Source organism: Paraburkholderia sp. J8-2, assembly GCF_905220195.1.
Lineage (GTDB): Bacteria > Pseudomonadota > Gammaproteobacteria > Burkholderiales > Burkholderiaceae > Paraburkholderia.
Genome location: NZ_CAJMZA010000007.1, coordinates 245500 through 263605, shown reverse-complemented (window position 1 = coordinate 263605; position 18106 = coordinate 245500). Strand labels below are relative to the sequence as shown.

The 18106-nt window shown below is 67.1% G+C and carries 18 protein-coding genes and 1 riboswitch; of the genes, 9 read left to right on the top strand and 9 right to left on the bottom strand.

Going from position 1 to position 18106, the window contains the following annotated elements; all coding sequences use genetic code 11:
- Positions 1-123: 123 nt before the first annotated feature.
- Positions 124-648: a vWA domain-containing protein gene (locus U5A52_RS18655; protein ID WP_321935762.1), complete on the top strand. Its 525-nt coding sequence runs from the start codon at positions 124-126 to the stop codon at positions 646-648.
- Between the two features lie 7 nt (positions 649-655).
- Here the strand turns inward: U5A52_RS18655 and U5A52_RS18650 are convergent, their stop codons facing one another.
- Positions 656-1612: a flagellar brake protein gene (locus tag U5A52_RS18650; protein ID WP_321935761.1), complete on the bottom strand. Its 957-nt coding sequence runs from the start codon at positions 1610-1612 to the stop codon at positions 656-658.
- A gap of 258 nt (positions 1613-1870) precedes the next feature.
- On the opposite strand from U5A52_RS18650, the gene U5A52_RS18645 reads away from it, so the two are divergent.
- Positions 1871-3388 (top strand): sensor domain-containing diguanylate cyclase, encoded by a 1518-nt coding sequence (locus U5A52_RS18645; RefSeq protein WP_321935760.1) that lies wholly within the window; start codon positions 1871-1873, stop codon positions 3386-3388.
- A gap of 10 nt (positions 3389-3398) precedes the next feature.
- Here U5A52_RS18645 and cobJ read toward each other — a convergent pair whose 3' ends face one another.
- The 4 genes from cobJ to cobG are packed head-to-tail and all read right to left on the bottom strand — an operon-like array spanning position 3399 to position 7847.
- On the bottom strand, positions 3399-5111 hold the full coding sequence (gene cobJ / locus U5A52_RS18640) for a precorrin-3B C(17)-methyltransferase (RefSeq protein ID WP_321935759.1): 1713 nt from the start codon (positions 5109-5111) through the stop codon (positions 3399-3401).
- Complete coding sequence (locus U5A52_RS18635; protein WP_321935758.1) at positions 5099-5830, bottom strand: precorrin-2 C(20)-methyltransferase; 732 nt, start codon at positions 5828-5830, stop codon at positions 5099-5101. Before U5A52_RS18635 ends, cobJ begins: the two co-directional genes overlap by 13 nt.
- A complete protein-coding gene (locus tag U5A52_RS18630; protein ID WP_321910507.1) occupies positions 5831-6457 on the bottom strand; it encodes a precorrin-8X methylmutase in 627 nt (208 codons plus the stop codon).
- The gene (gene cobG / locus U5A52_RS18625; RefSeq protein ID WP_321935757.1) at positions 6450-7847 is read right to left on the bottom strand and encodes a precorrin-3B synthase; all 1398 of its coding nucleotides are present in this window, start codon (positions 7845-7847) and stop codon (positions 6450-6452) included. Before cobG ends, U5A52_RS18630 begins: the two co-directional genes overlap by 8 nt.
- Before the next feature lie 95 nt (positions 7848-7942).
- Positions 7943-8131, bottom strand: a riboswitch (cobalamin riboswitch).
- 141 nt (positions 8132-8272) lie between these two features.
- Between cobG and cbiE the strand changes: the two genes are divergently transcribed.
- The 3 genes from cbiE to cobM are packed head-to-tail and all read left to right on the top strand — an operon-like array spanning position 8273 to position 10967.
- A complete protein-coding gene (cbiE, locus tag U5A52_RS18620; RefSeq protein ID WP_321935756.1) occupies positions 8273-9499 on the top strand; it encodes a precorrin-6y C5,15-methyltransferase (decarboxylating) subunit CbiE in 1227 nt (408 codons plus the stop codon).
- Positions 9496-10239, top strand: a complete 744-nt coding sequence (locus U5A52_RS18615) for a cobalt-precorrin-6A reductase (protein ID WP_321935754.1) — start codon at positions 9496-9498, stop codon at positions 10237-10239. The genes cbiE and U5A52_RS18615 overlap by 4 nt, the downstream gene beginning before the upstream one ends.
- Positions 10236-10967, top strand: coding sequence for a precorrin-4 C(11)-methyltransferase (gene cobM, locus U5A52_RS18610; RefSeq protein WP_321935753.1), 732 nt, complete (start codon positions 10236-10238; stop codon positions 10965-10967). The genes U5A52_RS18615 and cobM overlap by 4 nt, the downstream gene beginning before the upstream one ends.
- 2 nt (positions 10968-10969) lie before the next feature.
- Here cobM and U5A52_RS18605 read toward each other — a convergent pair whose 3' ends face one another.
- Entirely contained in the window at positions 10970-11416 is a 447-nt protein-coding gene (locus tag U5A52_RS18605; RefSeq protein WP_321935752.1) for a MarR family transcriptional regulator, read from the bottom strand.
- Positions 11417-11531: 115 nt separating this feature from the next.
- Here U5A52_RS18605 and U5A52_RS18600 point away from each other — a divergent pair, with 115 nt between their 5' ends.
- Positions 11532-11897, top strand: coding sequence for a hypothetical protein (locus U5A52_RS18600; RefSeq protein WP_321935751.1), 366 nt, complete (start codon positions 11532-11534; stop codon positions 11895-11897).
- Positions 11898-11910: 13 nt separating this feature from the next.
- Positions 11911-12528 (top strand): glutathione S-transferase family protein, encoded by a 618-nt coding sequence (locus U5A52_RS18595; protein ID WP_321910521.1) that lies wholly within the window; start codon positions 11911-11913, stop codon positions 12526-12528.
- Positions 12529-12590: 62 nt separating this feature from the next.
- On the opposite strand, the gene U5A52_RS18590 is transcribed toward U5A52_RS18595, so the two are convergent.
- Positions 12591-14066: a sodium:solute symporter gene (locus U5A52_RS18590; RefSeq protein WP_321935750.1), complete on the bottom strand. Its 1476-nt coding sequence runs from the start codon at positions 14064-14066 to the stop codon at positions 12591-12593.
- Positions 14063-14278, bottom strand: a complete 216-nt coding sequence (locus U5A52_RS18585) for a DUF3311 domain-containing protein (RefSeq protein WP_321935749.1) — start codon at positions 14276-14278, stop codon at positions 14063-14065. Before U5A52_RS18585 ends, U5A52_RS18590 begins: the two co-directional genes overlap by 4 nt.
- 247 nt (positions 14279-14525) lie before the next feature.
- On the opposite strand from U5A52_RS18585, the gene U5A52_RS18580 reads away from it, so the two are divergent.
- Both U5A52_RS18580 and U5A52_RS18575 read left to right on the top strand, forming a co-directional pair.
- On the top strand, positions 14526-15203 hold the full coding sequence (locus tag U5A52_RS18580; protein ID WP_321910527.1) for a MarC family protein: 678 nt from the start codon (positions 14526-14528) through the stop codon (positions 15201-15203).
- Between the two features lie 55 nt (positions 15204-15258).
- Positions 15259-16092, top strand: coding sequence for a class II glutamine amidotransferase (locus U5A52_RS18575; protein WP_321910529.1), 834 nt, complete (start codon positions 15259-15261; stop codon positions 16090-16092).
- 23 nt (positions 16093-16115) lie between these two features.
- Here U5A52_RS18575 and U5A52_RS18570 read toward each other — a convergent pair whose 3' ends face one another.
- The gene (locus tag U5A52_RS18570) at positions 16116-18104 is read right to left on the bottom strand and encodes a PAS domain S-box protein (protein WP_415774021.1); all 1989 of its coding nucleotides are present in this window, start codon (positions 18102-18104) and stop codon (positions 16116-16118) included.
- Between the last annotated feature and the right edge of the window lie 2 nt (positions 18105-18106).

Here is an 18106-nt window from a genome sequence, read left to right as displayed (position 1 = left end):
GCCGCCTTCGCACAGGGCGGCGCTCGACGGCGAGAAGGCCCGGGGCGCGGTCCCGCGCAAGTCGCAAAGCATGGCGCGCGCATTGCCTGGCCGCCCACGCTCGCAGTCAAACGCGCAGGATCGTTGCAAGCGCAACATTTCCGCTTTGCCAAACGCAAGACGGGTTCCGGCGCGCTCCATTGTTTCGTGCTGGACTGCTCGGCCTCCATGCTCGCGCGCGGTCAACTCGCGCTTGCCAAGGGTTTGTTGATCGCACTGTTCGACCGCGCTCGCACCGAGCGGGTGGAAGTGGCGTTGATCGCTTTCGGCGGCGCGGCCGCCGAACTGCGTTTCGGGCCCGCAGTGCCGCGCTGGTGGAATGAGCGCTGGATCGAGCCGATTGGCGGGGGCGGCGGCACGCCGCTGGAAACGGGCATTGGCCGCGCGGCGCGCGTGCTGGAGACGGCGGCACGGCGTGACCCGGCGCGCGCGCGCCATCTCTGGCTCTTCAGCGACGGCCGCACGACGCAGTGGCCCGCGCGGCCGCGTCATGCCGATCACGTCACGGTAATCGATTGCGAACTGGGCGCGCTGCGCGTGGGGCGCTGCGAGGCGCTCGCGCAGGCATGGGCCGGCGAGTGCCTGGACGCTCAGGCGCTGCTCGCGTGAGCGAGCGTTAGCGCACGCTGCCGGTCCAGTACAGCACGTCGTCCTGACGATCGAATACGTAGACTTTCATCGCCATCTGCTCGGCGGGCGTGAGGCGGTCGAGTTCGAGACCGAGCGTCGTGTGCGCGGGGTCGCCCGTTTCCGCCTGCACGTTGCGGATGACCGCGGTGGTTTCGATCGCTGTATCGTTCTCGCCGGAGCGTAGTTGAAATGCGACGCGCAACCGCTCGCCAACCTTGCCGAGCGCCCACGCCGCGCTCACCGAAAGCCCGAGCGCGCTGATGCCGCGTGCGAGCGCCACCCCGTCATAACCCGCGCCTTCTTCGCCGATACCGTAACGCACGGGAAATTGCGCGCGCACGCGAATCGAGCGGCGCTCGCGCAGGCGGCGGATGTTGGCGGGCTTCGAAAGCACGAGGTAGTCGAGCGGCGACTGGCTGAGCGCATGCACGGTGCATACGAAGCGAAAGACGGCCTGGCTCGCAATCGCGACGATCTCCACGTTTTCGCCGGGCGTGACGGCGATGGGTCGGCCATCGACATAGGGCGTCGTCACAAAGAGCGCCTCATTCGGCGCGAAGCCGATCAGGCGGCACGGGTGCATGGGCGCGCCGCTCGCGCCCATCTGCGGGCGCAAGCCCGTCAGCGCGCCGATGGTCAAATGCATGTCGCGCGTGGTGGCGGCCGGCTCGCCGGCATTGGCCGTGCCCGCCGCGCTTTGCGGTGCAACCTCGAGCCTTTCCATGTCGCCGCGATGCGGCGCGAAGTGCTGGAACAGAAAGGCGCGCTCCGCTTCGCCCACCAGCACCGCGCCGGCCTCGAGCAGCAGGGCGCCGTCGTGATCGACGACAGGCCAGGCGAGCGGCTCGCCTACCGGCATGGCGTCCGGCGTGAGCGCGGCAGCTTCGATTGCGGTGGCGGCGTCGCTGGCTTCGGCTTGAGCTTCAGGGGTCGGGTGGGTCATCGGCGCAGGGTGGTCGGTGAGCGGTTCGCGTCGCGAATTGACATCGCGGGTTCAACTGGTTTACGGCGCTGCGGCAGGGAAATTGAGTGCGTGCCGCGATTCGAAGGCAGTTTCGCGAGGCGCAGTATGATGAATCCCGAATGCAATCTGTAATCGGCCGGCAAACGTGGCAACTCTCACGAGCGGAGCAAGAGGAAGCGCCTCATGGAGTTCTGGAAACGATGTTTGCGAATCCCAAGTCGATGGAATCGGGCACTCATGCAGTGGGTCGGGAGCCATCCGTTCATCGTCGGCACGATGGGCTCGCTCGTCGGCGCGGCCATCGTGGCGATCGTGCTGGTGGGGTTCATGCAGCAGCGCACGCAGGCCATCGTCAGCACGCAACACAATTCGGCCGCGCTCGTTTCGCTGATGTCGAATGACCTCGAGGCGAATTCCAGCATTTACGACCTGTTGCTGCTCGACGCCGCAGATAGCGCGCGGGACCCGCGCACGCAAAGTCTCCCGCCCGACATTCGCCGTAAGCTGCTGTTCGGCCGCGTGGCGACCGGAGCTTATCTCGACGACGCGTTCTACGTCGACGAGTACGGCCATATCGTCGAATCGCAGGACGGCCGCGCGTATCCAGGCGTCAATCTCGCCGACCGGGACTATTTCACGGCGCAGCGCGAGCGCTCGGTCGGCATGTTTCTTTCGGACCCGATTCGCTCGCGGGTGCGCGACGGCCACTATTCGATTGCGCTCTCGCGCCGCGTGACTGAGCACGATGGTTCGTTTGGCGGCATCGTGATGCTCACGCTGCGGCTCGCGTACTTTCAGCAATTGTTCGACCGGATCGACGTCGACTCCAAAGGCAGTGCGTTCATCATGCTGAGCGACGGGACCATGCTCGCGCACCGCCCCTATTCGGACTACGAAGTGGGCGCGCAGGTCGGCGAGCTGGATTACATCCAGACGATGCTGAAAACGAGCGACGGTTCGTTCATTGCCGCGGGCGAGGACGACAAGGTCCAGCGCATCTATACGTTCAAGCGCGTGCCGCACACGTCGCTCATCGCGGTCGTCGCGCCTTCCGTGGACGGCGCGCTCGCCGCATGGCATCAGCGCCTGCGCATCTATGTGCCGATGGCGTTGATCTTCGGCGCGCTCATCGCCGCTTCGTCGTGGCTGCTCGCATTGTCGATGCGCGCGCGACTCGCCACGCAAAAGGAGTTCGAGCGTCTCGCGGTCACCGACGCGCTGACGAGCCTCTACAACCGGCGCGCACTCGACTTGCGTATCGAAACCGAATGGCAGCACGCGAGACGCGCGGGCGAACCGCTCTCGGTGCTCTTCGTCGACATCGACAAGTTCAAGCTGTTCAACGACTTTTATGGGCACGCGGAGGGCGACAAGGTGCTCGCCGCCGTGGCTCGCGCGATACGCGAGGCCTGCCGCCGCGGAACGGACATGGTCGCGCGCTACGGCGGCGAGGAGTTCGCCGTGGTCCTGCCGGCCACGCCTTTCGCTGGCGCCGTGAAGATTGCGGAAGGGGTGCGCCAGCAAGTGGCGGCGCTGGGAATCGTGCACGAGCACAGCGAATACGGCACGCTGACCGTGAGCATCGGCTGCGCCACCTGCGTGCCGCGCGAGCGCACGGGCGCGCAGGCGCTGCTGCGCGCCGCCGACGCCGAGCTGTACGCGGCGAAGCAGGCGGGGCGCAACCAGGTGAAGGCGCGCGAATTCGAGGGCGCGCCGCCCGACCCGCGCGACGCGCTACCCACCTTGAAGGCGTGAGCACGCCTTTTTATTCGGCATCCTCACAATACCAGCGCGGCGTATAAATCCACTCGCCGCCGTCGCCACGCGAGAACCCGCGCGTGGCCGAGGAGCCGACGATCACCATCGTGCGCATATCGACGTCCGACGAACGCAGTTCGCCCAGCGTCGTGGCGCGCAGCGCTTCGCCGGGGCGGCCCACGTCGCGGCCCAGCACCACGCGCGTGAGCGGCGCGCGCACGCTGCGCACGATGTCCAGCGCGCGATCGAGTTGCCATGGCCGCGCGCGCGAGATGGGGTTGTAGAACGCCATCACGAGATCGGCCTGCGCCGCATGCAGCAGGCGCTTTTCGATCACCGCCCACGGCTTCAGGTTGTCGGAAAGCGACAGCATGCAGAAGTCGTGGCCGAGCGGCGCGCCAACCTGCGCTGCCGTGGCGAGCGCGGCGGAAACGCCTGGCACGATCGCCAGCTCGACGGCATGCCAGCGCGGGTCGTCGGCGCCTTCGAGCGCTTCGAGCACGGCGGCCGCCATGGCGAACACACCGGGGTCGCCCGACGAGACCACGGCCACGCGCCGCCCCTCGCTCGCCATCTCGAACGCGTGGCGCGCGCGCTGCAGCTCTTCGCGGTTGTCGGTGGCGTGGCGCTGCTGGTCTGCACGCAACGGTCCCGCCATCTCCACATAGGTTGCGTAGCCGACGATATCGGTTGCGTCGTCCAGCGCGGCGCGCGCGGCGGGCGTAAGCAGATCGGCGCGGCCGGGCCCGAGGCCCAGCACCGTGAGCTTGCCGCGCGAGCGGCCCAGCGCGCGTGGATCGAGCGGCGCGGCGGCGCAGGCCAGCGCGATGCCGTCTTCGTTCGGCGCGTAGCGCTCGACGTCTGCAGCAAGGTTGAGCGCGGCGAGCGTGACTTGCGGCGTGGGCTCGGCGCTATCGACGAAGCGCAGCGGCACGCCGAGTTCGGTTGCCGCCTGCGCGAGCGATGCGTCGCACATGTGAGCAGACGGGGCGGCAAGCGCAGCGAGCGCGAGCGGCGCGAGGCCGTGCGCATGGAGCGCGCGCCGCACGCCTTCTGCAAGCGCCTCTTGCGGCGCGCCCACGGCCGCCACGATGCTGCGCGGATGAATCACAAGGTCGTCGGGGCTGCCGTTCCAGGCGTGCGCGCTCACGCGTATGGCATGACTGGCCGCTGCGTCGCGCGGCAGATCGACGCTCTCCAGCCACGGCGCCTCACCGTCCACGCGTGTCGTTGCGCCAGCAAGCAGATCGGAGACGAAACGCTTGCCTTGCGCGAGGCTCGCGAGCGCATAGCCCGCGGGCGGATTGAGCAAACAGGTGCCGAATCGCAGTTCGCCGCTCGTGGTGATGGCGGGCGCGACCGCGAGCGCCGCGCCAATTTCGCGCGCCATCACGTTCACGCCGGTCAGTCCGCCGAGCAGGGGAACGACGGCGCTGCCGTCCTCGGCGAGTGCGAGCACCGGCGGCTCCGCGCCCTTGTTGGCCAGCAGCGGCGCGAGGCACCGGATCACGATGCCCGCCGCGCACAGCGCGACGATGGGCAAGCCGCGCGTATAGCATTCGCGCAAATGCGCGCCAAGCTCGCTGAACGCGACATCGCCTTCCACGCGGCCTTGCAGCGCATGGATTTGCGCGCCCGCGTAGAGCGCCTGCACGCGCCGCGCGGTGGCCAGCGCGCCGGGCCCGAGAATGACGATGGCAGGCGGCGTCACGACTGCCATTTCACCCCCGGCACGACGAGCAGCGAGAAGTAGGGCGAAGCCATGGGGTCGACGTCGTCGAGCGGGACGATGCGCTGGTTCGCCATCGTTGCGCGCTCGACATACAGCGCGCGATGCGCGAGACCCAGCTCGCCCAGCACGCGGCGCACCTTGTCGAAGTTGCGGCCCAGTTTCATGATGACGGCGGCGTCCGCGTCGGCCAGCCGCCGGCGCAATTCGTCCTCGGGCAGCACGCCCGACAGCACGGCGAGGCTCTGGTTGCGGTAGACGAGCGGCACGCCCAGCACCGCCGCGCCGCCCAGCATCGAGCACACGCCAGGCACGACTTCGGCTTCGTAGCGCGCGGCGAGCCGGTCGTGAAGATACATATACGAGCCGTAGAAGAACGGATCGCCTTCGCAGATCACGGCCACGTCACGGCCGGCGTCGAGATGGCGCGACAGCATTTGCGCGGCGCCGTCGTAGAAGTCGGCGATGATCGCCTCATACGAGAGCGGCGGTTCGAGCGCCTCGGTCGTCACGGGGTACACGAGCGGCAGGCGTTCCTGCTCCGCTTCGAGATGGGCCTCGACAATGCCGAACGCATTGCCTTTCTTGCCCTTCGCGACAAAATACGCGACGACGGGTGCGGCCTTGAGCAGGCGCACGGCTTTGAGCGTGAGCAGTTCGGGGTCGCCGGGGCCGACGCCGATGCCGTGCAGACGTCCTTTGCGGGTCATTTATTCGGTCTCCGAAGCGAGTGCGTTGACGGCGGCGGCGGCCATCGCGCTGCCGCCACGGCGGCCATGCACGACGACGAAGGGCACGCCGTGATTTTCGGCGGCGAGCTGCGCCTTGGACTCGGCTGCGCCGACAAAGCCCACGGGAAAGCCGAGGATGAGCGCGGGCAGCGGCGCGCCGGCGGCGATCATGTCGAGCAGGTGAAAGAGTGCGGTGGGCGCATTGCCGATCGCCACGACGCTGCCTGCAAGATGCGGCCGCCAAAGTTCGAGCGCGGCGGCCGATCGCGTATTGCCAAACTCGCGTGCGAGCGTGGGCACAGCGGGGTCGTCGAGCGTGCAGATGACGGCGTTGTTCGCGGGCAGGCGTGCGCGCGTGACGCCGTATGCGACCATTTTCGCGTCGCAGAGAATGGGCGCGCCGCCTGCGAGCGCGTTGCGGCCCGCCGTGCCCGCGCCTGCGGAAAACGCGAGGTCGGCGGCGACGTCCACCATGCCGCAGGCGTGGATCACGCGTACGGCGAGTTTTTCCAGGTCGGCGGGAATGCGCGAGAGGTCGGCTTCGGCGCGGATCGTCGCGAACGATTCGCGATAGATCGCCTGGCCGTCGCGGATGTAATCAGACATCTTGGGTACTCCGGGGCCGCTGCGCGAGTGCGAGCGCAGCCGCTTCGATCGTCAGGTTGCGCGCGACGAGCTGGCCAAAGCGCTGGCCGAAGCCGCTTTGCGTGTCGTCGCGCTGGTAAAGGTCGTAGTGGTCCGGCTCGCTGGCGAGCAACGTGAACGGCGCGCAATGCGCGGCCGCGCAGGAGCGTTCGCAGCCGCTCAGGTGCGCTTGCGCGCCGGGCGGCAGCAGGGCGGCGAGACGCTGTGCGTCGGCTTTGGTGTCGGCGCGGCTTTTGGCGCACCCCGCCGAGCCCGTGCAGGCGATCAGGCGCGCGAACGGATCGGCGCGCGAGACGATGAGGCCGAGCGCGTGCAGCCGTTCGAGCGCGCCGGTCATGGCGCGCGCGGGCACGTTAGGCAGCAGCAGGCCTTGCCATGGCGTCACCCGCAGCGTCGCATCGCCCGAGTCTTGCGCGAGCGCGGCGAGCGCGCGCAGCGTATGCGCGTCGATGCGGCCGAGCGCGGGCTGCGCGCCTACGTAGCCACTGCCGTCGACGTGCAGCGCGTGCGCGCCCAGTCGCAAGCCGGCAGGACTCGGCTCGCGACGCCACGCGTGCAGCGCGGCGTCGTCACGCATCAGCGCGAAGCCGCCATGATCGCGCGCGCGTTGCAGCAGCGCATCGAGTGAGTGTGCGGCGAGCACGTCACGCATGCGCGTTGCGTCTGCGCCCGCGAGATCGAGGAACGCATGGAGCAGCGCACGTATCGATGCGCAAATATTTTCGGTCGCGAGCGTGCCGATTGGCTGCGTCGTGGGGCACCCTGCAAGGCCCAGTGCAAAGCGCACGGTCGCGCCGTGCGGCAACGCGGCGAGCCAGATGTCGTGCGGATGCCCGAGCATCGCCATACGCTCGCCGCCGTCCAGTTGCAGCGCGAACTTGGGCGAGAGCGCGGCGAAACGCGCTTCGCGCTGCATCATGTCGATGAGGGCTGCGGCGAGCACCGTTGTGTCGCACAAAGCCTCAGGGTCAACGCCCGCGAGCGGGCTCAGCATCACGTTGCGCAATTCGTCGGCGGCGCACGCGTGCTCGACCGGGCTCGCGGCGTCGATGCCAGCGGGCCCGAGGCCCGCACCGATCAGCGCGGCGCTCAACGCGGCCTCCTCGCCCACGCGTACGCCGCGAATCTGCACGTTCGCGCGATTGGTCAGTTCGAGCACGCCGCCGGCATGCGCCAACGCGGCGTCGGCGAGGGCGCGCGCCCGCGTGGCGCTCAGCACGCCGCCGGGCAGGCGGATGCGGCACAGGCCGCCGTCGCGCGCCGCGACCACGCGCACGAGCCCCGGGCACGCCGAGGGGCGGAGCACGGCCAATGCAGCAGCGGGCGAGACGGGCTTCGTTTCGTGTTTCAAGGGAATACCGGGTAAGCATCGCGCGGGAGCGGCGCGCTGCCCGCACGTGAGGCGGGAAACGGCAGCGGTATCGGTACACCCCGCCCGATATGGGTTCGCACGAACAGTCGGCCGGCAGGTCTCCTGGCTCGCAGGTCGTGGACCGCATCGGCCTTCCCGGTAAAACCAGTGGCTCGGGTGGATGCGGTCTCGCTGCTTACAGTCGCGGGGGCGGCCACAGCTTGCTGTGTTCCCTGTTTGCGATCCGGAGTTAGCGCTTCAGCGCTGACTCCGGCCTCATACAAAGTGCCTTAAAGGCGCCGGCGGACACGGTATTATGCCCGTTTTCGCGCGCGCTCCGCCCGGCAATCGGGTTGCGGGCCGATGGCGGCGCGCGGAAACAGGCGACAAACCAGGCAACAAAGCAAGCAAAAGCGGGAGAACGAATGCAGGGCACGCAGGCATGGCTGACGGTGGTGGGCATAGGCGACGATGGCTATGCGGGGCTCGGGCGCGACGCGCGGCGCGCGTTGTTCGACGCTGCCGTCGTGACGGGCGGCGAGCGCCATCTTGCGATGCTGCCCTCGCGCGTGCGTGCGCGCCGCGAAGCGTGGCCGCAGCCGTTCAGCGTCGAGGCGCTGCTCGCGCATCGCGAGTCGAATGCGCCCGTATGCGTGCTCGCGAGCGGCGACCCCATGCTGTTCGGCGTGGGCGCGACGCTCGCGCGCCGCGTGGCGCCCGGTGAAATGCGCGTGCTGCCCGCGCCCTCGTCGCTCTCGCTGGCGGCGGCGCGCATGGGCTGGGCGTTGCAGGATACGGCGATGGTCTCGCTCGTCGGCCGACCGCTCGATGCGCTGCGCCGCTATCTCTACGCGCGCTCGCGCGTGCTGGCGTTGAGCGCGGACGGGCGCACGCCCGCGGCGCTCGCCGCGCTGCTCGCCGAAGCGGGCTTCGGCGCCACGCGTCTTGCCGTGTTCGAGCATCTGGGCGGCCCGCTTGAGCGCCGCATCGAAGGCCGCGCCGATGCGTGGCACGTCGACGAAACCGCGGCGCTCAACCTCGTCGCGTTCGAATGCGAAAGCGATGTTGCGAATGCGCCTGCGCACGGCTGGACGCTCACGCCGGGCCTTCCCGACGACGCCTACCGCCACGACGGCCAGCTCACGAAGCGCGACGTGCGCGCGCTCACGCTCGCGCGCCTCGCGCCGACGCCCGGCGCGTTGCTCTGGGACGTGGGGGCGGGCAGCGGCTCGATCGGCATCGAATGGATGCGCTCGCATGCCGCTTGCCGTGCGATCGCGATCGAGGCGCATGCCGAGCGTCAACGCTTCATCGAACACAATCGCGCCGCGCTGGGCGTGCCGGGTTTGCAACTCGTCGCGGGCCGCGCGCCCGAAGCGCTCGCGGGACTCGCCACGCCCGACGCCGTATTCATCGGCGGCGGCGTGACCGTTCCCGGCGTGCTGGACGCGTGCTGGGCGGCGCTCGCGAGCGGCGGCCGGCTCGTTGCAAATGCGGTGACGCTGCAAAGCGAAGCGGCGCTCGTGACATGGCGCGCGCAGCATGGCGGCACGCTCACGCGTATCGGCATTGGCGAGGCGCAGCCGCTTGGCGGCTTCGATACCTGGCGTCAGGCGTTGCCCGTCACGCTCTACGAGGCCGTCAAGCCATGACCGCACGCATCCTGCTGCTGGGCGGCACAGGCGATGCGCTGGCGATCGCGCGCACGCTTGGGCCCCAGCACGTGTACTCGCTCGCGGGCCTTGGCCGCGTGCCCGCCGATCTCGCCTGCGCGGTGCGTGTGGGTGGCTTCGGCGGGGCAGAAGGGCTCGCGCGTTTTCTCGCCGACGAAGCCATCGCGATCGTTGTCGACGCCACACACCCGTACGCCGCGCAGATCAGCGCCAACGCGGCGCGCGCCTGCCTGGCGGCACACGTGCCGTACTGGGCGCTGCGGCGCGCGCCGTGGCAGCCGCAGCCCGGCGACGACTGGCGCATGGTGAGCGGCTGGGCTGGCGTAGTCGAAGCGCTTGCGCCATTTGCGCGGCCGCTCTTCACGCTCGGGCGCGAACCGCTCGCGCATCTGCACGAAGTGCCGGAACAGCAGCATTGGACGGTCCGTTGCCTCGAAGCGCATGCCGGCCACGCCCGCGCTCGCATCATCGACGCTCGTGGGCCGTTCACCGCAGAAGGCGAGCGCGCCCTGTTCACCGAAGCGCATATCGATGTGGTGGTCAGCAAGAACAGCGGCGGCGCGGCGACCGAAGCGAAGCTCGCCGTCGCGCGGGAATTGGGCCTGCCCGTGGTGTTGATGCAGCGGCCGCCGCTGCCGGATGCGCAGCGCGAATTCACGTCGGCGCAAGAGTCGATCGACGCGCTCGACGACTACATTAAGCGGAGTTTGAACGCATGACCGTTTTCTTCATTGGCGCGGGGCCGGGCGATCCTGAACTGATCACCGTGAAGGGCCAGCGCCTCGTGCGCAGTTGCCCCGTGATTCTCTATGCCGGTTCACTCGTGCCGGCCGCCGTGCTGGAAGGCCACCGCGCGCACAAGGTGGTCGATACCGCACCGCTCACGCTGGACGAGATCATCGCGCTGCTCGAAAACGCGCACGCCCAGGGCTTCGACGTGGCACGCGTGCATTCGGGCGACCCGTCGCTCTATGGCGCAATCGGCGAGCAGATCCGGCGCTTGCGTGTGCTTGGCATTCCTTATGAAGTCGTGCCCGGCGTGACCGCGACCGCCGCATGCGCGGCGGCGCTCGGCAGCGAACTCACGCTGCCCGGTATTTCGCAAACGCTGATCCTCACGCGCTACGCCACGAAAACGTCGATGCCCGAAGGCGAGCAACTGGGCGACCTCGCGCGCCACAAGGCGACGCTCGCGATTCACCTTGGCGTGCGCCATATCGCGCGCATCGTCGAGGAATTGCTTCCGCACTATGGCGAGGACTGCCCCGTGGCGGTGATCTATCGCGCGAGCTGGCCCGACGAAGAACGCGTGACAGGCACACTCGCGGATATCGCCGAAAAAGTGCATGCCACGGATATCGAGCGTACAGCGCTCATTCTCGTGGGGCGTGTGCTCGCGGCCGAGGGGTTTGCGGATTCGACGTTGTATGGGGCTTCGAAGCGCTAGGGCTACGAAAGCGCGCGCAAATGCTCGCGAAGCTTGTCGACCTCGCCCTTGGCGAATTCCTGTTCGATTTCCTCATGCGTTTGCTGCCATATCGGAAATGCCGCGTTGAGCAGTCGATGCCCCTCGTCAGTGAGGCTCAGCAAGCGGCTGCGCTTGTCTTCGGGGTCCTGCTCGATAACCACGAGGCCGCGCCGCTCCAGCGGCTTGAGCGCGGCCGTAAGCGTAGTGCGATCCATGGCCAGCAGCGACGCCACGTCTTTCATGCCGGGCGGATGCGGCCGGTTCAGCGACATCAGCAGCGAAAACTGACCGTTCGTGAGATCGAGCGGGCGCAGCACGTCGTCGAAAATGCGCGCGAGATTGCGCGCCGCCCGCTGCATATGCAGACACAGGCAGCAATCGCGCACCAATAGCGTGGTTTCGAAGGGAAGTTTCTTTGCGCGTGCCATGTTGAAATTATGTTGATATCAACCTATGCTGTCAAGGCCGGACGGGCGTCACGCCGTTGCACCCGATTTCAGACCCGTAGCCGGATCATTCACCAGACCAGCAGTTGGAGGACACATGAGCGATCAGAAACTGTTTCTCGCTGTTTTTCTCGGCACCAAAGACAACGCGCGCATGAAGGGGTGGGCGGCGCTTTCCGAAACGGAGCGGCACGCAAAGGAAAAGGAGGGCATTGCGGCCTGGCATGCGTGGGTCGAAAAGCACAAGGCGTCGATCGTCGATATGGGCGGCCCGCTCGGCAAGACCAAGTCGATTGGCGAGCGTGGCATTGCGGACACGTCTAACGCGCTAACCGGCTATACCGTTCTGCGTGCCGCATCGCACGAAGAGGCCGCGAAGCTGTTCGAAGGGCACCCGCATTTTTCGATTTTTCCTGGCGAGGCCGTCGAAGTGATGCCCGTTCTGCCGATTCCCAGTGCCTGAACGGAGGTTCGTCATGAAACTCTACGGTTTCGCTGGCACCCGTTCGCAGCGCGCGCTATGGGGCCTCAAGGAAGTCGACGCCGATTTCGAATTCATTTCGGTCAATCTGCTCGAAGGCGAGCACAGGCGGCCCGAATACCTGCGCATCAATCCCGCGGGCAAGGTGCCCGTGCTGATCGACGGCGACCGCGTGATTCCCGAGTCGGCCGCAATCGTGCTGTATCTGGCGGACAAATATCCGGAGAAGGCGCTGCTGCCCAAGGATCTCGACGAGCGGGCGCAGGCGTATCGCTGGACCCTGTTCGCCGTCACCGAACTGGAACAGCCGCTCTGGCGCATCACGCGGCACTCGTTCCTTTATCCGCCGGACAAGCGCAGTCCCGCCGATATCGAACTCGCGCGGGAGGACTTCAAGACCATGGCCGCTGTGCTCGAGAAACACCTCGAAGGGCGTGAGTTCATTGTCGGCAACCAGCTCTCGGTTGCCGACTGCGTGACGGTTTATCTGATGGACTGGGCCAACGAAGTGCAACTGCTGGAGGGCTTCCCGCGCTTGCAGGCGTATCTCGAACGCCTCTATGCACGGCCCGAGGCGCCGCAGCGCATCGCCGAAGCGCGCAAGGCAGCATAAAAAGAAAAACGGCCCAACCGGATCACGCCGGTTGGGCCGCCTTGTTATCGCGTCAGGTCAGGTCAATGCGCCCGCGCATGCTCATGATCGATATGCGTGCGCGGCTGCGTCACCGTGCTCACCACGGCCAGCACGATCACGTTCACGAACAGCGCAAGGAAGCCGATGTTGACGTCCTTGAGCGCATCGGGCGCGAACGGAATGAGCTGCGCCACGCTCACATGCGTGAGCGTCGTGACGATCACCACGAGCACGCCCGCCACGATGCCGCAGAACGCGCCTTGCTTCGTCACGCGATTGCGCGTGGAGAGGCTGCACACCATTGCCGGGAAGAGCTGCGTGACGAAGTTGTAGCCCATCAGCAGCAGCGCGACGATGGTGTCGCCGCCGTTGAGCGTGAAGCCTACCGCCACCAGTGCGACCACCGGCACGAAAATGCGTGCGAGCTTCGCGACTTGGGCGTCGTCCGCGCTCTTCGCGACGCCGCCGCGATAGATATCGTTGGCGAGCAGCGTCGAAGCCGTGGTGAGGATCATCGAGCCAGGCACGAGCGCGGTCAGCACGCCCGCCGCGCCAATCACGCCCACGAACCACGGATCGAACGTTTGCAGCGCGAGACGGAGGAGCGAGAGGTCGATGTCGCCGCCCTTCAGGCCCGGCACCTTGAGCACGGCCGCGAAGCCGCAAAAGAACACGAACAGCAGGATGAGCTGGTAGAGCGGCAGGATCATCGCGTTGCGGCGGAAGATACGGTCGTTCTTCGCGGTGTAGACCGACATGAACGTGTGCGGCCACATGAAGAAGCCCAGCGCCGTGAGCAGCACGGTGGACTGGAACCACGTCACGCTCTGGCCGCGCGCCGGGAAGGTGAGGAAGCCGGGCTTGGCCGCGTCGATGGCGCGGAACATCTCGCTCAGGCTGCCGTAGTGATGAATCGGCAGGTAAATGCCAAGGAACACGGCAATCGCGAGAATCATCGTGTCTTTCACGACCGAATTCCACGCGCAGCCGCGCACGCCTGACACGATCACGTAAGTCGTGACCACGGCCGCGCCGATCCAGATCGCCGCCGTGGAGGAAATCGCGCCATAGGAGGCCGTCGTCACAATGATGCCGAGCCCCTTCAGTTGCAGCACGAGATACGGCACGAGCGCGAGCACGCCCACGCATGCCACCAGCACGCCGAGCGCCGGGCTCTGATACTTGCGCGCGAAGAAGTGCGGCTGCGAGACGAGCCGGTGCTGCTTGGCGAAGCGCCACACGGGCGGCAGCATCCAGTACGAGATGATGTATGCAAGCGTGCCGTAAGCCAGAATGTAGTAGACGGGCGCGCCCTTGCCATAGGCGAAGCCGCTGCCGCCGAGGAACGTGAAGGTCGTGTAGATCTCGCCCGCCATCAGCAGGAACACGAACGCGGTGCCGAAGCTGCGGCCGCCCACGGCCCACTGCTCGAGGTCCATGTCGTGCCCTCTGCGGGCGCGCATGCCGAGATAGAGCGCGATGAAGGCCATCGCCGCGATGATGACGAGGGCACTCATGCTTGTACCTCCGCATCCGCTTCGAGTGGCAGGCGGTTGGCCGGATCGAGCCGGTAGACGATCCCCATGATCACTGCGGCCAGCACGACCCACATGACGATCCAGGCCAGCACGAGCGGCATGCCGAGCACGAGCGGCTCGGTGCGATTGACGAACGGCACCCCTAACAGGATGCCGATAAAGGGCAAGGCAGCGAGCAACCGCAGTGACATGGCAACTCCTCTTTTATATGAGAAGAAAAGAAACGTCGCGCCGGGGTGCGAGGCAAACCACTCTATGCTTGTGAACGCGCCCCGTAAAGCTGCCAAAAATACTGAAACGCTTGCGGTAAATATTGGTGCGGCGCGCCATTTTTTCGGGCGCACGGCGACATCGATCAGGCACGCCAAACGCCGATCCGGCTACACTTCTCGCAGCCCGGCGCGCTGCTTGCGCGCATGCCCCTACCGGATCGACTCCATGATCGAGAGCCTGATTTCAGACATCCTGTTCGGTTTTACCGGACTCATCAGCATCATCAATCCCTTGAGCGGGGCTTTTGTTTTTCTCGATCGCACCGTAACGCTGACCGACGAAGAGCGGCGCCTGCTCGCCAAACGCGTGGCGATCAACGCGTTCTTCGTGCTGGTCGGGGCGTTTTTCGTCGGCACGCCCATCCTGCATTTCTTCGGCATTTCCATGGAAGCGTTGCGTATTGGCGGCGGTCTCGCCGTGGCCGTGGCCGGCTGGCAAATGCTCAATGCGCCGGAGCCGGAGCCGCCCGCGGTCGATCATCCGGTCAAGCCCGTGAGCCCGAGTTCGGCCGCCGGCAAGGCCTTTTTCCCGCTGACCATTCCGCTCACCACCGGCCCCGGCTCCATCGCCACGGCCATTGCGCTGAACGCCAACCGCACGCACAAGCTTTCGGCGTGGCTGCTTTCGAGTTGCGCGTCGATCGTGATCTCCGCGCTCGTCATGCTCGTGATCTATTACGTATATAGCCGCGCTGCGCGGCTTTCGCAGTACCTGGGTGTGGAAGGCACGCGCGTGGCCATGCGCGTGTCGTCATTTCTGCTCCTGTGCATCGGGGTGCAGATCATACTGACTGGCCTGACCGGCTTTCTCACGCCGATCGCCGACCTGCGCGCCGTGAAGTAGCGGCGCTTTCGAGGCGGCCGGCGTACACGAGCGTCCTTACACGAAGGAGACCATCATGTGCCGCTGGCTCGCTTATAGCGGGAACCCCGTACAGCTCGAAACCGTACTGTTTCACGCACGCCACTCGCTGATCGACCAAAGCCTGCATTCGACCAAAGGCGCGACCACGACGAATGGCGACGGTTTCGGAATGGGCTGGTTCCAGGACCCGGACGACATTCCTTATCGCTACCGCAGCGTGCATCCGGCCTGGAACGATCGCAACCTGCGCGAACTCGCGCGTGCGGTGCGCGCACCCATGTTCATTGCGCATATTCGCGCGGCCACCGACACGCCGGTGCAGGAAACGAACTGCCATCCGTTTCGTCACCGGCGCTGGATCTTTGCGCACAACGGGCTGATTCGCAGCTATCCGCTCATGCGCCGCGACCTGCTCGTCGCGATCGATCCCGACCGCTTCAACGCGCTCGAAGGCTCGACGGATTCCGAAACGATGTTCTATCTGGCCATGACGTTCGGCCTCGAAATCGACCCGGTCGCCGCGCTTGAACGCATGGCGGGGTTTGTGGAAGCCACAGCGAAAAAGCATGGCGTCGAGCCCGCGCTCAATATGACCGTGTGCGCTTGCGACGGCGAGCAGATCGTCGCCGCGCGTTATTCGAGCGAACGCAATTCGCGCTCGCTTTTTCACACCACGGCGTTCCGGCATCTGCGCGAACTGTATCCCGACGACCCGCGCATCGTGGCGGCAGGCGACGACGCGTATCTGCTTGTTTCGGAGCCGCTGGGCGACCGGCCCGAGGTGTGGGCCGAAGTGCCGGAATCGACGGCCATTGTCGTGCGCGGGCCCAAGGTCGAATACCGGCCGTTCGTGCCGGTCGCGCCTTAAAGCAGCATCAGGCGCTTAGGCGCTCAGGCGTTGCGGCGCCGTTGCCGTGTCGCCGCGAGCGCGAGCACCTCGTCGAATAGCGTGACGTCCACGGGCTTCACGAGGTGCATCTCGAAGCCCGCTTCGCGCGTGAGTTCGATGTCGGCGGCCTGGCCGAAACCCGTCATCGCGGCGAACAGCGTGTGCTCGAGCGGCGGTAGCGCGCGCAGGGCGCGCAGCGTCGCATAGCCGTCGATCTCGGGCATGGCGATGTCGATGAGCGCGGCGTCGGGCGTGAAGCCGTCCACTTCCTCGCGCGCGTGGGCGGCGCTGTAGGCCACGCGCACCTCATGGCCTTTGAGCTCGAGCAGCATGGCGAGGCTGTCGGCCGAGTCGCGGTTGTCGTCGACCACGAGCACGCGCAGCGGCGGCACGCCGGCCTCGGCGAGCGCGGCAAGCTCGGCCGCGTCCGGGGTGAGCTGCGGCGGCTGCATAGCGTGCACGGTTTCGCGCGCGAACGGCAGGCGGATCGTGAACGTGCTGCCTTTGCCCGGCCCCTGGCTCGTGGCGGAGATCGTGCCGCCATGCAGTTCGACGAGCGAGCGGCACAGCATGAGGCCGATGCCCAGCCCGTTTTCCGCGGGCCCCGGCACCGAACGGTCCTGGCTGAACAGGCCGAAGATCGACTCGTGGGTGCCGGGCCGCAGCCCACGGCCTTCGTCGCGCACCTGGATCTGCACGGCGCGCGCAGCGGCACGCACGTCCACGACGATGCGGCTGCCGTCGGGCGAGAACTTCGAGGCGTTGTGCAGCAGGTTCTGCAGCACCTGCACGAGGCGCGTGTGGTCGCCCGTCATGGTGAGCGTCGCGTCGGGCATCTGCACTTCCACGTGCTGGCCGCGCGCCGCGGTAAAGGGCTGCGCCGCGTCGATGGCGTGCGCGACCACTTCGCACAGGTCGAGCGGCGCTTCGCGCAACTCGATCTTGCCCGACGTGATGCGCCCGACGTCGAGCAGGTCGTCCACGAGCCGCGTGAGGTGCACGATCTGGCGGTCGATCATTTCGCGCGCGCGCTCGATTTCGGGGCTCGGCGCATCCATGAGGCGCATGGTGGCCACGGCGTTGCGCACCGGCGCGAGCGGGTTGCGCAACTCGTGCGCGAGCATGGCGAGGAACTGCTTCATCTGCTCGCTCGAATGCTCGAGTTCGTCGGTGCGGCGGCTCTCGGTCATGTCGCGCGTGACCTTCGCGAATCCCGTGAGCCGGCCATGGCCGTCGTGCACCGCGGTGATCGTGACGTTGGCCCAGAACATCGAGCCGTCCTTGCGCACGCGCCAGCCTTCGGTCGCGACGCGGCCAAAGTCCTTCGCGCGGCGCAGCTCGCGCTCGGGTAGACCGGCGGCGATCTCGTCTGGCGGATAAAACACGGAAAAGTGCTGGCCGACGATCTCGGCCGGGCGATAGCCCTTCAGGTTGGTCGCGCCGGTGTTCCAGCTGATCACGTGGCCTTGCGGGTCCAGCATGAAGATCGCGTAGTCGCTCACGCTTTCCACGAGCAGGCGAAAGCGCTCTTCGGAAAGGCGCAGCGCCTCGACCTGGCGGCGTTCGGCGGTGAGGTCGCGCGTGACCTTGGCGAAACCCGAGAGCGAGCCGTCGCGCTCGCGCAGCGCGGTGATGACGACGTTGGCCCAGAACATCGAGCCGTCTTTGCGCACGCGCCAGCCTTCGTCGTTGAAGCGTCCGTGCAGCGCGGCTTGTTCCAGTTCGTGATCGGGCCAGCGGCGCGCGTTGGCTTCGTCGGTGTAAAAGCGCGAGAAGTGCTGGCCGATGATCTCGTGCGCTTCATAGCCCTTGATGCGGGCCGCGCCGCGATTCCAGCTCACGATGTAGCCGCGCGTGTCGAGCAGGAAGATCGCGTAATCCTCGATCGGCTCCACGAGCGCCTCGAAGCGGCGTTCGGTGTGGCTTTCGGCGGCGACGGTGTGCGGGGCGATGCCGGGGTCGGGCGTCGTCATGGTCCTCGGGTCTGTCATAG

Bases quoted from the DNA above. Each gene is read 5' to 3' on its own strand.
- cbiE (WP_321935756.1), top strand. From the start codon at position 8,273: ATGCAGGGCACGCAGGCATGGCTGACGGTGGTGGGCATAGGCGACGAT.
- cobM (WP_321935753.1), top strand. From the start codon at position 10,236: ATGACCGTTTTCTTCATTGGCGCGGGGCCGGGCGATCCTGAACTGATC.
- U5A52_RS18575 (WP_321910529.1), top strand. From the start codon at position 15,259: ATGTGCCGCTGGCTCGCTTATAGCGGGAACCCCGTACAGCTCGAAACC.
- U5A52_RS18600 (WP_321935751.1), top strand. From the start codon at position 11,532: ATGAGCGATCAGAAACTGTTTCTCGCTGTTTTTCTCGGCACCAAAGAC.
- U5A52_RS18595 (WP_321910521.1), top strand. From the start codon at position 11,911: ATGAAACTCTACGGTTTCGCTGGCACCCGTTCGCAGCGCGCGCTATGG.
- U5A52_RS18585 (WP_321935749.1), bottom strand. From the start codon at position 14,278: ATGTCACTGCGGTTGCTCGCTGCCTTGCCCTTTATCGGCATCCTGTTA.
- U5A52_RS18645 (WP_321935760.1), top strand. From the start codon at position 1,871: ATGCAGTGGGTCGGGAGCCATCCGTTCATCGTCGGCACGATGGGCTCG.
- U5A52_RS18635 (WP_321935758.1), bottom strand. From the start codon at position 5,830: ATGACCCGCAAAGGACGTCTGCACGGCATCGGCGTCGGCCCCGGCGAC.
- U5A52_RS18615 (WP_321935754.1), top strand. From the start codon at position 9,496: ATGACCGCACGCATCCTGCTGCTGGGCGGCACAGGCGATGCGCTGGCG.
- U5A52_RS18630 (WP_321910507.1), bottom strand. From the start codon at position 6,457: ATGTCTGATTACATCCGCGACGGCCAGGCGATCTATCGCGAATCGTTC.
- U5A52_RS18650 (WP_321935761.1), bottom strand. From the start codon at position 1,612: ATGACCCACCCGACCCCTGAAGCTCAAGCCGAAGCCAGCGACGCCGCC.
- U5A52_RS18590 (WP_321935750.1), bottom strand. From the start codon at position 14,066: ATGAGTGCCCTCGTCATCATCGCGGCGATGGCCTTCATCGCGCTCTAT.
- U5A52_RS18570 (WP_415774021.1), bottom strand. From the start codon at position 18,104: ATGACAGACCCGAGGACCATGACGACGCCCGACCCCGGCATCGCCCCG.
- cobJ (WP_321935759.1), bottom strand. From the start codon at position 5,111: ATGGCAGTCGTGACGCCGCCTGCCATCGTCATTCTCGGGCCCGGCGCG.
- U5A52_RS18605 (WP_321935752.1), bottom strand. From the start codon at position 11,416: ATGGCACGCGCAAAGAAACTTCCCTTCGAAACCACGCTATTGGTGCGC.
- U5A52_RS18580 (WP_321910527.1), top strand. From the start codon at position 14,526: ATGATCGAGAGCCTGATTTCAGACATCCTGTTCGGTTTTACCGGACTC.